The following is a 14539-nucleotide window of genomic DNA, read 5'->3' as shown; positions in this document are numbered from 1 at the left end:
TTTTTTATTTAAATTGTTAATTGATTAACAGTTAATAGGTGAACGAATGAAAGCATTGAGGAGATTAAGACAATGATACAAACCATAAGAGCAAACGAACGATTTAATGCGACCAATGACTGGCTGTCGGCGTACTGGCTGTTCAGTTTCGATTTCTATTATGACCCCGAAAATACGGCTTTTGGCCCGTTGCGGGTATTCAATCACGACACCATTCAACCCGATTCCGGTTTCGGCATGCACCCGCACAAAAACATGGAAATCGTCACCTATGTTTTGGAAGGCACGCTTGACCACAAAGACAGCACCGGCGGCATCGGGCACATCAGCGCCGGCGAAGTGCAGCGCATGACGGCAGGACGCGGCATTTATCACTCGGAATTCAACTCATCGAAAGCGCAGGCGGTGAAACTCTTGCAGATGTGGGTGCTGCCCAGTCAAACCGGACTTGAACCGGGCTACGAGCAGAAAAAGTTTTCCATCGAGGAGCGTACCGGGCGTTTGCTGCCGATTGCTTCGGGCAGAAGCGCAAACGGCGCGCTCAGCATCAATCAGGATGTAACCTTTTATGTGTCGCGCCTCAATCAAGGCGATGCGGTCGCGCACGCGCTGGGCGACAATCGCAAAGCCTTTTTGTATGTCATTGAAGGTGAAGTTTCCGTCAATGGCGAAGCTCTGCATAGCGGCGACCAGGCGCGCATTACCGAAACCGCGAACCTCGATTTGCAGGCATCGGGTGACAGCGAAATCATCTTGATTGATTTGCCCTGAGCCTTTCGCAGAGAATCGCTGCCCAAACCATCAGCTAAAGCTTGCAGGCAGCATTCGCTGAGGTTGAAAGAGAGTACGGAACAAACAGAAATAGCGGAACAGACGGAAAAACGCTGATACAAAAAAATTCCGTTTATTCCGTTTATTCCGTTTGTTCTGAATTCTCTTTTTAATGGGTCTGAAGGTATTGCCTGAAAAACGTTTCGTCCGTTTGTCTTGCGTGTCCTGGTTCAAAAACTGACGCCGATAGTTATAATGATGCTCGCCGACAAATAAATAAAAAATTGGAGAATCTATGCAATACCGAAAATTTGGTCGAACCGGTTGGCAGGTCAGCGAAATCGGTTACGGCATGTGGGGAATGGGCGGCTGGACTCAGTCGAACGATGAAGAATCGCTTGCCGCATTGCAACGCGCGGTCGATTTGGGCTGCAATTTTTTCGATGCCGCGTGGGCTTACGGTGAAGGCAAAAGCGAAGGGTTTCTTGGCGAAATCGCGCGCGCCAATGAGGATAAAAAGCTTTACACAGCAACCAAAATTCCGCCGAAAAATCGCCGCTGGCCCAGTCGCCGCGAATTCACTCTGGATGATTGTTTCCCGCCCGATTACATCGAAAAATATGTTCATAGCAGTTTAGAGAATGCCAAACTGCCAAGCTTTGACCTCATGCAATTTCACGTCTGGGAAGATGGTTGGGTAGCCGATGACCGCTGGTTTAAAACGCTTGATGCAATCAAACGGCAGGGACTCATCAATGCCATCGGCATCAGCATCAATCGCTGGGAGCCGGAAAACGGCATCGCGGCAGTGCGCAGCCGGATGATTGACGCGGTGCAGGTCATCTACAACATCTTTGACCAGAACCCCGAAGATGAACTGTTTCCGGCTTGCGACGAAATGGATGTCGCGGTGATTGCGCGTGTGCCGTTTGATGAAGGGACGCTCACGGGGACGCTGACGAAAGAGAGCACTTGGCCCGAAGGCGATTGGCGCAATCTCTATTTCGTGCCGGAAAATTTGACGGCGAGCGTCGAACGCGCCGACGCTCTGCGTCCGCTTATCCCTGAAGGCATGACCATGCCTGAGATGGCTTTGCGATTCATCCTCCACAATAAAACCGTGAGCACGATTATTCCCGGCATGCGCAAAATCAAAAATGTCGAAGCCAACATTGCCACAAGTGATGGCGTAGAGCTTGCGCCGGACTTGCTTGCAGAACTTCGCAAACATCGCTGGGTGCGCCGCCCGACAAGCTGGTCTGCGTGATTTGACGACATCTATTCTTTGAGTGAAGCGGTTTGCTCAACGAATTCAAAGTAACCCCATTCGTAAACCGCTCTGGTGTCGCAACTCAGGTGTTTTCGATAACTGAAGCGGGCTTTGATTGATGCCTGCAATCAAAGCCCGCTACCTTACCCGATACATTTTCGGCGCTATAAAAACCGATTGGCTGGTTGAGTCAAGTCGGGGTTTATCGATTGAATTTCTTGCCGGCGCGCGAGGCAATACGCGGTTCGCGCGCTTCCTCGTTCGCTTCTTCCTCATCGTCATCTTCGAGCAAACCTTCGCGCATGGCGTCAAATGCCGGAAGCCTTGAAATTTGTGGCATAGGCGAATTCGCGCCGCGCACCGAATACCAGATGATTTCATTCAACACCCGGGGATTCGCCATATCTGCGTGTTCGAGGTCTTGTTCGCCGGTGCGCTTCACCCACTCCAGCATCGCTGTACTTACAGGCGGCGGCACCACCAGATTGTTGAGCGATACCTCCGGCAGCAAAGCTCTGTAAGGGCGCATATCGGCAGTGTCGCGGAAAATATCAATCGGTGTCGCCGTGGCATCGAGTAAATTCATCGGCTCCAGCCCAAGCAGCATTTCCATCGTGCGAATCAAACTCACGGTATTATGAAAATCGTGAACGAGCACGCCGGGTTTGTTATAGGCGCTGATGACGAGTGCCGGTGAACGATGCGCGTCAACATGGTCTGGGCCATCCTGGGCGTCGTCTTCAACCACGAAAATCGCGGTGTCTTTCCAGTAAGGACTTTGCGATACGGCTTCAACCAGTCGCCCGATGGCATAATCATTGTCGGCTACGTAAAACTGCGGCGTCGGTTTGCCCACTGTAAGCCCTGAGGTGTGGTCGTTGGAAAATCTGAGCATGGAAAAATTCGGCAAATGGTCGCCTTTGCCTTCCTGCAAATCTTTGACATATTGCTCAAACTCTTCGAGCCAATCACCCAACCGTGATGAACCGCGAAACGGTTCGTAAGGATTACTGCGGCTAATCACCGGGTCGATGCGCCCGTTTGAAGTGATTGACGAGGTATAGGAATCAATGGTCATGGCGTCGGGCGTTTCCATATCGAAATTGCGAAAGGTCTTGCTGTGATTGCCTTCGAGGGATTGTTTCGTCGGAAATGTCGAAATCGTCGGCGTCGTGTCCGGGTAAGCTTTGGCGCGATTTTGATTGACTTCATCAACATCGGCTTTCGACAGGGTGACGATAAATTCGCCGTAGTTGCGATAGGTGAGTCCGGCTTTTTTCACGGCGTCCCAGAGATAAAGCGTTTCCGGTTCGCCGACATCGCGCGCCCCTTGCAGATAAGGAATGTAGCGCCGAATATAATTCGCCAGGTCATCTGCGGCTATCGGTTTATCAAAGACCGGCGGCGTGCCTCTGCGCGGTCCATAATTCGGCAGCCGATTGAAACCTTCATAATCATAGGTGCGCCCGCGTCCCGAATAATCCCAGCGATAGGCTTTATCAACATAATCATTCGAGAAGGCTGCGGTTGACCAGTTGTGACCGTCGGGACTCGCTTCGGCATTGACGAAGAAACGGTCGAGGAGTCCAAAGCGCATGGCGAGGGCGTGATGATTGGGGGTGATATTTTGTTTCGGCGAACCTTGAACGGTGTTCGAGGAATTCGGATAAGGGCTTTGATGAATCTGCGCCGCGTCGCCCGAACCGAAAATGGCGAGCGCCGCTTCACCATCAGCGGCTTGTCCGTTGCCTGCGGCTTCGATGTCGCCAAATACCTGGTCGTAGGTGCGATTTTCTTTGATGATGTAGATGACGTGTTTAATCGGCGACGCGCCCGCGAAGAGTTTGGTTTTACGTTGTCCGAGCAGGTTGTTATTGCGCATCACCTGTTGTGTGTAGCTGACGAGTTTGCGTTCATCGGGTTCGCTAATCAAGCTGATGTTTCCGGCAACCAGTGAAACACTGTACTGACCGCCGCGTCCTCTGCGGTCTGTGCTGGTCGGATAACGGTCGTTCGCCATATTGGGAACGCGACCGGAATTGTCTACCTCAAGCGAAGAATTTTTAAACCCTGTGCCTTTGCCATTGCCGACAAATAGCATTCCACTGACAACCCCAACTGCCGAAGGGTATTGCCCTGTGGGAATGAAGCCGCGAACTTTGCTGCGTTCATCTTTCTCTTTTTCCCGCTGGTTTTCGCCTTTGCCCTGAGAGGCGTTTGCAAGCGCCACGACGGCTACGGAATTGCTATGGGCATTGGCGACATAGAGGGTTTCGCCGTCGGCGCTGAGGGCTAAACTTTCGGGGCTTGCGCCGATAGGCTCACCTTCCGAAAGTTTGACATTGATGCGTTCGATTTCTTTATCGCTTGCAGTGTTGATAACCGACACGGTGTCAGCATTGGAATTGACAACATAAAGCCGCGTCTTCGTCGCATTGAAAATCATCGCCGTCGGGTGGCGATCAACGGTAATGTGGGCGACGCTTTTTTGCGGGTTGTTCGGGTCAACCACGGCGACGGTTCCGGTCGCCCAGCACGATACATAAACTTTCTCGGCGGTCGCGGCGTTGCGCGCAGGCAAAGCGAGAACGTCATAAGGGTAAATATTTTCGCTTTGATTTTCGCGGTGTAAATCGATGCGCGAGAGTTTGCGTTCGGCGCGCGCGTTGGTGACGATGCCGAGCGAATCGTCGAGGTTGTTGGCGACAAACAAGGTGTTGTTATCGGAGCTGAGGGCAATGCCAGTCGGATAAACCGGCGCATGCTCATCGTTATAACGCGGCGTCGGTTTTTCGGGGGTAAAGCCGCTCACGTCAATCGCCTGTGCGGTGATCGAGGTATTCGGCCCGTGTGAAGTTGGCGTGATGGGATTGGCGGTGTTCGGTTTGAATTTAAATATCCAGATTTTGTTTTCAAAGCCGCCTGATGCGTAGAGCGTGTACGCGCCGTCAATTTCCGGTAGCGATGAAAAAGCGATGCCCACATTGACGCTTTGCGGCACCGGGAAATAGACATTTTGAATGACTGCCGGTACGGGTTTGGCAAGCAAATCAATGACCGCCAGCGATTGTTGAGCGCGATTGGTTGCCGAGTTGAATTGAATGCCGAAACCGCTGTTGACGGCAATCAAATAGCGACCTTTTTTATCCGTGCCATATTCATCGGGACTGCGAACGAAATCAACCGTGAGCGAACCGACGGCAGGCAGGCGCGTGGTCATATCCAAAATCAAAGCGCCTGCCGGGGTAATGATTCTGCCTTGCGAAGCCGGTTCATTGGTTTGAATATTGGCGGTCGATTTGAACGAACCGCTTGAGATTAAGATAGCGATAACCATTGCAGAGAGCAGCGCAAGGAAAAGAAATTTCGAGCCAAAACGCGAAAAATACATGAATAAAAACCTCCTGACAGAACCGCAGAATTTGCCTTACAGAGAAACTTTTTCAGGGCAAGCTCCGGCTGCCAACTTTGGGTGGATAACCCTATTGAGAAAGAAGTTCAGATCCTGAAATGAACTTCCGTTTCCGGTCTATTGTTTTTCACCTCTGCTCATAGATTCCATAAAGAAGTAAAAATGATAGAGTTGATTGGTAAAGCGATAGCTGCCTTGCTTGGCATCATTGTCCGTCTTTATTACACCAAGTTTTTTCATTCGATTGAGAAAATTGCCAAACACTTTGTTCTCTTCGGGAGATAACATTTTGCGAATATCACTGCGTTGAAATGAAGAAAATAATGGGTCATCCATCAGTTTGCGAAGTATGGAACGATAGCGTTCACTGCGTAAGGCTTGCAGAACCTGTGGCTCAAGAAATTTTCTGCCGATTATTTCAGCCGCATAAGCGATACCTTCGGAAGCGTTATCCTCAGTTATCTCCTTGCCTTCGGCCACGCGCCAAACTGCATCGCCTATCTCATGGGCAATTACCGGAAAGCCGCCGGTATAACCAACCATCATTTTCAAGGCGTTGTCCTGCAATTTTACAACCGCAGTTTTTTGAAAAGAATCCTGATAGAACTTTTCGGTTTCGCTATCACTCCAAGGCTTGATTTCGACGACATCAAAGATCCTGGCAAGCGAGGGTTGCAATTTGATCAGGCTTTGCCATCTTTCTTCAAGCCCGACAACGAACAATGCAACCGGGAAAGGCTGATTTTCGGTGGCAATCTGATCAACCGTACTTTTTAACCAGTTGGCGAACTCTAACGAATCTGCCAAGCCGTTGATGTCATCGAAAATCAACAGCAAGGCTTTTCGCTCTCCTTTCAGTTGTTGCAGCAAACGACGCAACGACGGAACAAAATCACGCACCAGCGCATCCAGGTCGTCCGCGCTTACGTTGAGTTCGATTGATGCGCCAAATAGACCAACTTTGCGTACATGGTCGCCAAACAGAGTTTTGATTTTTTCATACCATGCCTTATCAATGCTTTCCTTCAATATCCTATCGAAAGTACGTCGCGCCAGATCTTTCAAATCGGTTGCCCCGCCTAAAAAGACGTGCGTCCCAACGATTGCATCCTCCAACTCGCCCAGACGACGAACAAAAGCGACCAGCGAACTTTTCCCAATACCACGTTCGCCGGTTACGAATCCGACCTTAAACCGCCCACGAATGGAAGCGCGAACCATATTTCGTAACCGCTCTATTTCTGTAACCCGCCCGACAAAAAATTCCGGAGGAACAGGTTGACCGGGAGTAAATGGACTTGCTTCAGGCTGCATTGCAAATCTCCAATCGGATATAAAATTACCAAACTTGCAAAACTAAAGGTTATGCCCAGGGTTTATCGGGCAAGGGCGCAACCGCCAGGAAATCATGCACAAAACGTTCGGCATAACGGTTGAGCAAATCTTCGACGCGCTGATCATCGGGCGAGGTGACAATCAACCCGGCGTGATGTTTTTTGTTCATGCGCCAGACGATTTCCGGGTCATCATAAGCCGAGGTGTCGGGATGTTCCTGTTTGGCGAGCGAAATCACAATCCCCGCGTAATCGTCGCGATGCGGCGGCAAACGGTAAGGCTTTTCATCCAGCCCGATTTCAACCCTTGCCCATTCCGCCCACAGGTTGATATCGGTTGCGGCTTCGACCATTTCAGCAATGTTTGCGCCGCCGACCCGCGCTGCGATTTCGAGAAAATAAAACTGCCGGTCATCGCGCCCCTTGATGAACTCGGCGTGGGTGACGCCGCGCACCAGTCCAAGCGCCTGAATCAATGTCTTGTTGTGTTCATCCAAGGCTTTTGAATCGTCGGATTCATGCGGCACGACGCGGGTAATAAAGACGCCGCCATCGTGCGCCACATCCATCGGCGGCGCGCCATATTTGCTCTTTACTGAAAACACCACCTGGCGTTCGGAAACAATGGAATCGACATGGAAAACTTCGCCCGGCACATATTTTTCCAACACATAGTAAGATTGCTTATCACCGAGCGAATCGAGTATCGGCCACAGTTCATCCGGGTGATTGACTTTTCTGATACCGATTGCCGAGGCTTCCGAACGTGGCTTTAACACATAAGGCGGCGGCACACGCTCCATATACTCCTGTAGGGATTCGTAATTCAGCGCGTGAACGAATTCGGGAACCCGTATGCCTTCATTTTTAGCTTTGACGCGCATGGCGAGTTTATCGCGGAAATAACGCGCCGTGGTGTCGCCCATTCCGGGCACGCGCAAATGTTCGCGAAGCGCGGCAGCGGTTTCAATTTCAAAATCATCGAGCGCCACAATGCGGTCGATTTTTAACGTGCGCGCCAGGTAGCTGATGCCTTTGATGATGTCGTCGCGCTGATATTGATCGGGCATATAAAAGATGTCGGCTAAGGCTTCGCGAGGCCAGTTGGCATGTTCAAGCGATTGCACAGTGATTAAAAACACGCGGCATCCCTGACGTTTGGCTTCGCGCATGAACTCCTGCCCTTTTTCATAACTGGTAACACAAACAATATTCAGCGGACGTTCCTGTGACACGATGAAAACTCCTTAGGTTTTTTGATTGATAATGAAATAGAACCGCGAACTTAAATTTAGACCTGCTGATTATACAGATGCGCCTGATTTTGCGCGATAGCTCTTTTTAAAGTGATGAGTGATGAGTAAAACGATGAAGGATGAACGATGAACGATGAACGATGAACCCTGGAATTATTAAGAATTCACGCTTCATTATTCTGCCCTCAGAACTCTAGCCTTTCCAACACTCATCACTCATCACTCATCACTCATCACTATCTATGCGCTCACTGGCGGGCGTCGGTTTGCCCAAGGTCTGGCGGTTTCCAGTTGTGCCGCCAGTCTGAAAAGGGTTGCTTCGTCGCCGAAGCGACCAACGAAATGAGTGCCGACCGGTAAACCTTCGGCGTTCCAGTAAAGCGGCACAGACATCGCCGGTTGTCCCGTCGCATTGCAAATCGGCGTAAACGGTACAAAGGCTGTCGCAACCCGCATACCTGCCATCGCGTCTTCTTCGGTTGCCGCAAACGAGCCGAGCGCGAGCGGCGGCGACCCCAGCGTCGGCGTCAGCAACACATCATAATCTTGCATAAACGCGGCAATCTGGCGTCCGAGTATTTGAATATATTGCACAGAGAGCAAATAATCCGACGCCGTGACTTTTTTGCCCATCTCATTAAGCGCCATCGTACCCGGTTCGAGTTCGCCTTCAACAGGCATACGCCCGACTGCGTAACTCAGACTTTGAATCGTCCAGGTCAGTCCTGCTGCCCAGATTGCCATAAAACTTTTCACCAGCATTTCGCCGTTAATCGCCGGCGCGGCTTCGACGACGTAGTGTCCCAGATCGGTGAGCAATTTCGCGGCGTCTTCGACAGCGGCAACTGAGTCCGGGTGAACGGGCGTGCCCAGCGGCGCTGTGGTCGTAAATGCGATTCTTAGTTTCCCGGTGTCCGCGCCGACTTCCTCAACAAACGGACGCGCAGGCGTGGGCGCGCAGTACGGGTCGCCAAGCGCCGCGCCGGATGTCGCATCAAGCAAGGCGGCGCTATCGCGAACCGTGCGCGACACGGCGTGTTCGGCGATCAAGCCGCTGAACATATCGCCGAAATTTGGTCCCAGAGGATTACGGGCGCGCGTCGGTTTTAAGCCAAACACGCCGCAGCATGAAGCCGGAATGCGAATCGAACCGCCGCCATCATTGGCGTGGGCGATGGGCACAATGCCTGCGGCAACCGCCGCTGCCGAACCGCCCGACGAACCCCCTGTGATGTGATTGGTATTCCAGGGATTGCGCGCCGCGCCAAATAAATCGGGTTCGGTGGTTGGCAAGATACCGAATTCCGGGGTGTTGGTTTTGGCGACGACAATCAAGCCTGCGCGTTTGTAACGGGCTACGAGTTCGCTGTCTTCATTGGGTTTGAAATCTTTAAGATATTTTGACCCCGATGACATGGGCACGCCCTGGTAGGCGGCAAGCAAATCTTTCAGTAAAAACGGCACACCCGCGAAAGGCGCATCCGTGATTGGGGCGTTCGCCGCGGCGCGCGCTTCCGTATACATTTTGGTGACGATGGCATTGATTTGCGGGTTCACTTTTTCAATGCGTTCAATGGTCGCTTCGACCAGTTCAAGCGGTTTGACCTCTTTTTTGCGCACCAGTTCTGCCTGAGCCGTGGCGTCTAAATTGGTGAATTGATCTCCGAGAGCCATGTTCAAAACTCCTTATGTAATGATTTTATAAATACGGGGATTGCTTTTACGGCGTGGGAAACTTTGATTGATTGGTGAAGCATTTGTCAATCACGCGAAGGATGGGTTGATAAAAACCGGTCAGCTTGAAGATAAAAATATTTAAGTGCCCGGACGAAGTTAAAAAAGCGCTTTTACCTGTTCGTCTGGCGCTTTGCGACCGCTTCAGTTTTCGCTAAGATGAGCCTCATGTCCGAGCAGAGTTTTTCCAGTATCAAAGAACTTCTTGAAAGCCGCGTCGCCCGGTTTCCCGAAAAAGATTTTCTCTTTTCAGAATGCGACGAACGGGTTTTTACTTATCGCGCCTTTGATGACGCAGTCAATCGCGCCGCCGCAAGGCTCGCTGCGCTTGGCATCGAACACGGCTCGCGGGTGAGTCTGTACCTGACGAACTCCGCCGAATATCTGATTGCCTATTTCGCCTGTTTCAAACTCGGCGCGTGGGCAGGTCCGGTCAATTCACACCTGAAAGCCCACGAAATCGAATTCATCATCGCAAATTCCGAAGCCACCGTCGTCATTACTCAAACGGATTTACTGCCGCGCATCGAAGAAGCCCGCGCCGCCATTCCGAGTTTGCAACACATTGTTGTTGTCGAGGATTCAGGATTCGGGATTCAGGATTCAGCAGAAAATAGAAAGAAGAAACCCTCAGCAGAAAACAATCCGCAATCCGCAATCCGCAATCCGCAATTGGAAGATGTGGCGATGATTATTTACACCTCGGGGACTACTGGAAAACCGAAAGGCGTGTTGCTGACGCACGGAAATTTATTGGTGAACGCCAGAGAGATTGCCGATTGGTTGCGCCTCACGGAAGCGGACAGGTCGCTGATGATTATGCCGCTTTTTCATGTGAATGCCTTGATGACCACAGGGCTTGCGGCGCTTATGGCTGGCGGGAGCATCGTGCTTGCGGAAAAATTCAGCGCCTCGCGTCATTGGGAAATTGTGAGTAAATATGGCGTGACTTATTTCGGTTCGGTTGCGACCATGCTTTCGCTACTCAATCAAACTTATCCGCAAGGGGTGTCCGCCAAGTGCGATATTTCATCGTTGCGGTTTGCGCTCTGTGGTTCCGCGCCGGTTCCGATTGAAGTGATGAAAACCTATGAAGCGTTGTTCGGTTGCACGGTCATCGAAGGGTACGGGCTTTCGGAAACCAGTTGCCGTTCGACATTCAACCCGGTTGATGAAGGGCGCAAAGTCGGTTCCGTAGGACTTCCCATCGGCAACCAGATGAACGTGTTTGATGAGAAAGATAGAGAATTGCCTGCCGGTCAAGTCGGTGAAATCGTCATACGCGGCGCGAATGTCACCGGAGGGTATTACAAAAATGATGCGGCAAATGCCGAAGCTTTTCGTTCGGGATGGTTTCATTCGGGCGATTTGGGATACCGCGATGAAGAGGGTTTCTATTACATCGTTGACCGCAAAAGCGACATGATTATTCGCGGCGGCGAAAATATTTATCCGCGTGAAATCGATGAAGTGCTCTACCAGCATCCGAAAGTCAAAGACGCGGCGACGATTGGTGTGCCGCACGCGCTTTACGGCGAAGAAGTAAAATCGTTTATTGTTTTGCGGGAAGGCGAACAGGCAACCGAAGATGAAATCATGGCGTTTTGCCGCGAACAACTTGCCGATTTCAAATGCCCGAAAAGCGTGGCGTTTCTCGAAGACATTCCCAAAGGGCCAACCGGGAAGTTGTTGAAAAAAGAGTTGCGCGAGATGTTGAAATGAGACAAACCGAAACAGCAGGGCAAACCATTGACTGCGGTTGAGCAAGCGGTCTTTGACCGCGTCGTTTAGCTGGCAATTTATAAATTAATCCTGCGGCCACATCGCGCGCGTGACGATGTAGAGCACGCCGACGCTTACGACAAACCACACGCCGCATAAAATAATTTCATAAGCTTTCAAGGCATTTTCGCTTACGGGCGGCTGGCGATTTGCGCCCCAATTGATAAACAAAGCGATGAAATACGAGCCGATGAACCAGGTTATAAATCCTGCGGCAAAACCGACGAGCGAGGCAATCACAATCAATCAGTATCCTCCAGTGAGTTTTTCAAAATGTTTAACGAAATAAATCATCGACCGGCATTTGCCAGCCGGGTACAGCGGGTTCGGCATTTGCCGTTTCGCCGCGTTTGAAAATGACGGGGCGCTCAGGGGTGTCGGCTTTATAAGCCTTGATAATCTCTTCGCCGAGCAAATCGACATCCCAGACCACCAGGGTTCCGGCGGCAAAATAATCGCGGCGTTTTTCCGCCATTTCGCGTTCAGCTTTCGCGCCATAATCATGTTCGCTACGCACCTCAACCGCAAAAGCGGGCGCGCCGTCGAGAAATTTCATACCCGAAGGTTCGCCGACAAACCAGGCGGCATCGGGGCTGAACGATTCGCGGTTCGGTAAATCGACAATGAAGCCCGTATTGTCCGGGTAAGCGCGTCCCAATCCGGTTTGGCGTTCATATAAATATAAACTTACATAAATTGCTCCACTGGCTCGTGCGGGTCTATCTCCTGTCGGCATAAATTTCTGAATCTCCCCATCAATGAGTTCGGCTTTGCCGGGTTCCTCATACAGGTCTTCGATGGTTGCTTTAACTTTGGTACTCATAATCACCTTCGCTTTTCGAGTGTTCTTGAATTTGCAAAAAATCTCCGTTGCGAAATCTTCATTCACGCGATTGAGCCTATGCGCCGCACTTAACGAAATAAATCATCGACCGGCATTTGCCAGCCGGGTACAGCGGGTTCGGCATTTGCCGTTTCGCCGCGTTTGAAAATGACGGGGCGCTCAGGGGTGTCGGCTTTATAAGCCTTGATAATCTCTTCGCCGAGCAAATCGACATCCCAGACCACCAGGGTTCCGGCGGCAAAATAATCGCGGCGTTTTTCCGCCATTTCGCGTTCAGCTTTCGCGCCATAATCGTTTTTACTTCTCACTTCAACTGCGAAGACCGGAGCGCCATCAAAAAAATCCATATCGTCATTTGTGTCCATTGCACCAGCAAACCATGCGGCATCGGGGCTGAAGGATTCACGCTTGGGTAAATCAACAATGAAGCCTGCATTATCAGCTACAGCGACGCCTCCGCCATGTGTTCTTTCGTGTTCCATCAGGCTAAGGGCTATATTAAAACTCGCTCTGCTGGGTCTTCTTCCTGTCGGCATAAATTTCTGAATCTCCCCATCAATGAGTTCGGCTTTACCTTTTTCCTCGTAAAGGTCTTCGATGGTTGCTTTGACTTTGGTACTCATAATCACCTTCGCTTTCCGCGTCCTGCGATTCATTATCTATGGTGAAATCATTTAACGCCGCGCTTCATAAGCCTGTTTGGGCGTGAAATCATCGGTCGCCACATAATAGATAATTTCATCATCAAGCCGCCAGACTAAAAAGATGAGGTCAAGTTCGGGGTCGTAATCACGAACGACGGCGGCAATTTCCGGGCTTGGCCAGCCGCCGAGTTTCGCAAGTTTGTCGCTGGCGTCGGCAACATAATGCGATGGCAGTTGCAATTGTTTGCCTTTAAAGCTTGCGCGTTTCAAGTCAATCAAAATTGCGCCGCGCCCTTCTTGCAAGTAATGCTCATAGGCAAACCGCGCATAATTTTTCCACTGCCCGCGCAGCAAGGTTTCGTGCATATCGGGCGTATCCATTTGCTCTAATTTTTTCTGAATCTTAGCGTCATTCATAATTGACAATCCGTTTGTATAAATGAGTTCTACTCTAAAAATTATTGGGAGAAGATATCCAAGTTTTTGAATTTTTCTGCCGCTGGTAAAATTTCATCTTCTATTGTCTTTTTCAAAGACTCAACCTCAAAAATTATGGCTCTCATTTTCTGATGAAGCTCCGGGTTTTCTTGCCAGAAGAAAGAATTAATGCGCAAAACATTTTTCAATAAATCGCCAGGATAATAATCGCCGCCAGTCATAGGGTTTTCAGCCAGTATTTCGAGCGCGAGCGGGATTAAGAATCCCAACCCGATACTTTGCCCAATCAAGATTCGCAAATCTTCAACTGAAAATTGATTGAGCGGTTTTCTTCGCAAGGCGTGACAGGTCGTGACCAGATAAGAACTGTAGGTCGGCTCACTCCAATCCTTGCCTTCTAATTCCTGCAAACTTTTACTGCGGTCAAATTGGTAATTCATTACTGAGGTTCGCTTTCAACATTCTCTCTATCGCCGTGGCTTTTCGGACAAGAGATGACCAGAAAATTGACTTCTGCACTGGAATCGTTTCTGAATTGATGCCGCGTGCCGGGCGGGATTTCGATACCTTCACCGGCTTGCAACGTGATGCGTTCGTCGTCCGCAATCATCGTCGCTTCGCCGCTTAAAATATAAAAAAATTGCCGCGCCTGGTGATGCAAATGCCTGACTTCAAATTTGCCGGGCGGTACGCGCTCCTGAATGATGCTCAGATCGTCGCGTTTGAGCAGATGCCAGCCGTCGCAACCTTCGCCCCAGGTATAATGCTCTGCGTTGTTAATGCTAATGCATATCAACATTTTGAGACTCATTTCTGGTTGGGTGTTTTCTCATCCTCATACGATAAAAATAAATGATGCACAATCCTGATATGCTAAAGACAAAAAAATAAATAACAACCCACTGTTTTTTTGAGATAGGAGGCCATTCATCTGCGCCAACCGTTTCTGTTGGATGAAAAATTGCCCAAACGTCAACAAGCGCAGCCGCTTCCATTCTGCATACAACATTATTTTTTGACACCAATAAAGAATTTTTCTCATTCAAACAATACA

Annotated in this window: 14 protein-coding genes; 3 read left to right on the top strand and 11 right to left on the bottom strand. The window is 50.3% G+C overall.

What is annotated here, in order from left to right; all coding sequences use genetic code 11:
* Positions 1 to 72: 72 nt before the first annotated feature.
* Positions 73 to 771: a pirin family protein gene (locus AB1757_25775; GenBank protein MEW6130470.1), complete on the top strand. Its 699-nt coding sequence runs from the start codon at positions 73 to 75 to the stop codon at positions 769 to 771.
* 295 nt (positions 772 to 1066) lie between these two features.
* Entirely contained in the window at positions 1067 to 2038 is a 972-nt protein-coding gene (locus AB1757_25770) for an aldo/keto reductase (protein MEW6130469.1), read from the top strand.
* A 205-nt stretch (positions 2039 to 2243) separates the two neighbouring features.
* Here the strand turns inward: AB1757_25770 and AB1757_25765 are convergent, their stop codons facing one another.
* The 4 genes from AB1757_25765 to AB1757_25750 all read right to left on the bottom strand — a co-directional run bounded on the left by AB1757_25765 (position 2244) and on the right by AB1757_25750 (position 9717).
* On the bottom strand, positions 2244 to 5432 hold the full coding sequence (locus AB1757_25765) for an alkaline phosphatase family protein (protein ID MEW6130468.1): 3189 nt from the start codon (positions 5430 to 5432) through the stop codon (positions 2244 to 2246).
* A gap of 138 nt (positions 5433 to 5570) precedes the next feature.
* Positions 5571 to 6767, bottom strand: a complete 1197-nt coding sequence (locus tag AB1757_25760; protein MEW6130467.1) for an AAA family ATPase — start codon at positions 6765 to 6767, stop codon at positions 5571 to 5573.
* Between the two features lie 49 nt (positions 6768 to 6816).
* Positions 6817 to 8022: an ATP-grasp domain-containing protein gene (locus tag AB1757_25755; protein MEW6130466.1), complete on the bottom strand. Its 1206-nt coding sequence runs from the start codon at positions 8020 to 8022 to the stop codon at positions 6817 to 6819.
* 261 nt (positions 8023 to 8283) lie between these two features.
* Complete coding sequence (locus tag AB1757_25750; GenBank protein ID MEW6130465.1) at positions 8284 to 9717, bottom strand: amidase; 1434 nt, start codon at positions 9715 to 9717, stop codon at positions 8284 to 8286.
* A 228-nt stretch (positions 9718 to 9945) separates the two neighbouring features.
* On the opposite strand from AB1757_25750, the gene AB1757_25745 reads away from it, so the two are divergent.
* Positions 9946 to 11499: a long-chain-fatty-acid--CoA ligase gene (locus AB1757_25745; GenBank protein MEW6130464.1), complete on the top strand. Its 1554-nt coding sequence runs from the start codon at positions 9946 to 9948 to the stop codon at positions 11497 to 11499.
* Between the two features lie 84 nt (positions 11500 to 11583).
* On the opposite strand, the gene AB1757_25740 is transcribed toward AB1757_25745, so the two are convergent.
* From AB1757_25740 to AB1757_25710, 7 genes are all read right to left on the bottom strand, one after another.
* Positions 11584 to 11805 carry a hypothetical protein gene (locus AB1757_25740; GenBank protein ID MEW6130463.1) on the bottom strand — a complete coding sequence of 74 codons (222 nt, stop codon included), beginning with the start codon at positions 11803 to 11805 and terminating at the stop codon, positions 11584 to 11586.
* A gap of 31 nt (positions 11806 to 11836) precedes the next feature.
* Positions 11837 to 12382, bottom strand: coding sequence for a Uma2 family endonuclease (locus AB1757_25735; GenBank protein MEW6130462.1), 546 nt, complete (start codon positions 12380 to 12382; stop codon positions 11837 to 11839).
* An 89-nt stretch (positions 12383 to 12471) separates the two neighbouring features.
* Positions 12472 to 13026 (bottom strand): Uma2 family endonuclease, encoded by a 555-nt coding sequence (locus tag AB1757_25730; GenBank protein ID MEW6130461.1) that lies wholly within the window; start codon positions 13024 to 13026, stop codon positions 12472 to 12474.
* 51 nt (positions 13027 to 13077) lie between these two features.
* Positions 13078 to 13464: a hypothetical protein gene (locus AB1757_25725; protein ID MEW6130460.1), complete on the bottom strand. Its 387-nt coding sequence runs from the start codon at positions 13462 to 13464 to the stop codon at positions 13078 to 13080.
* Positions 13465 to 13505: 41 nt separating this feature from the next.
* On the bottom strand, positions 13506 to 13925 hold the full coding sequence (locus tag AB1757_25720) for a contact-dependent growth inhibition system immunity protein (protein ID MEW6130459.1): 420 nt from the start codon (positions 13923 to 13925) through the stop codon (positions 13506 to 13508).
* Entirely contained in the window at positions 13925 to 14278 is a 354-nt protein-coding gene (locus tag AB1757_25715; protein MEW6130458.1) for a cupin domain-containing protein, read from the bottom strand. The genes AB1757_25720 and AB1757_25715 overlap by 1 nt, the downstream gene beginning before the upstream one ends.
* Entirely contained in the window at positions 14268 to 14531 is a 264-nt protein-coding gene (locus tag AB1757_25710) for a hypothetical protein (protein MEW6130457.1), read from the bottom strand. The genes AB1757_25715 and AB1757_25710 overlap by 11 nt, the downstream gene beginning before the upstream one ends.
* Between the last annotated feature and the right edge of the window lie 8 nt (positions 14532 to 14539).

This window comes from Acidobacteriota bacterium, assembly GCA_040754075.1.
Classification (GTDB): domain Bacteria; phylum Acidobacteriota; class Blastocatellia; order UBA7656; family UBA7656; genus JBFMDH01.
This window is presented reverse-complemented; position numbering and strand designations above follow the sequence as displayed.

Excerpts from the sequence above, each read along its gene's own strand:
- AB1757_25775 (MEW6130470.1), top strand. The coding sequence starts at position 73 with ATGATACAAACCATAAGAGCAAACGAACGATTTAATGCGACCAATGAC.
- AB1757_25770 (MEW6130469.1), top strand. The coding sequence starts at position 1,067 with ATGCAATACCGAAAATTTGGTCGAACCGGTTGGCAGGTCAGCGAAATC.
- AB1757_25765 (MEW6130468.1), bottom strand. The coding sequence starts at position 5,432 with ATGTATTTTTCGCGTTTTGGCTCGAAATTTCTTTTCCTTGCGCTGCTC.
- AB1757_25760 (MEW6130467.1), bottom strand. The coding sequence starts at position 6,767 with ATGCAGCCTGAAGCAAGTCCATTTACTCCCGGTCAACCTGTTCCTCCG.
- AB1757_25750 (MEW6130465.1), bottom strand. The coding sequence starts at position 9,717 with ATGGCTCTCGGAGATCAATTCACCAATTTAGACGCCACGGCTCAGGCA.
- AB1757_25745 (MEW6130464.1), top strand. The coding sequence starts at position 9,946 with ATGTCCGAGCAGAGTTTTTCCAGTATCAAAGAACTTCTTGAAAGCCGC.
- AB1757_25735 (MEW6130462.1), bottom strand. The coding sequence starts at position 12,382 with ATGAGTACCAAAGTTAAAGCAACCATCGAAGACCTGTATGAGGAACCC.
- AB1757_25730 (MEW6130461.1), bottom strand. The coding sequence starts at position 13,026 with ATGAGTACCAAAGTCAAAGCAACCATCGAAGACCTTTACGAGGAAAAA.
- AB1757_25725 (MEW6130460.1), bottom strand. The coding sequence starts at position 13,464 with ATGAATGACGCTAAGATTCAGAAAAAATTAGAGCAAATGGATACGCCC.
- AB1757_25720 (MEW6130459.1), bottom strand. The coding sequence starts at position 13,925 with ATGAATTACCAATTTGACCGCAGTAAAAGTTTGCAGGAATTAGAAGGC.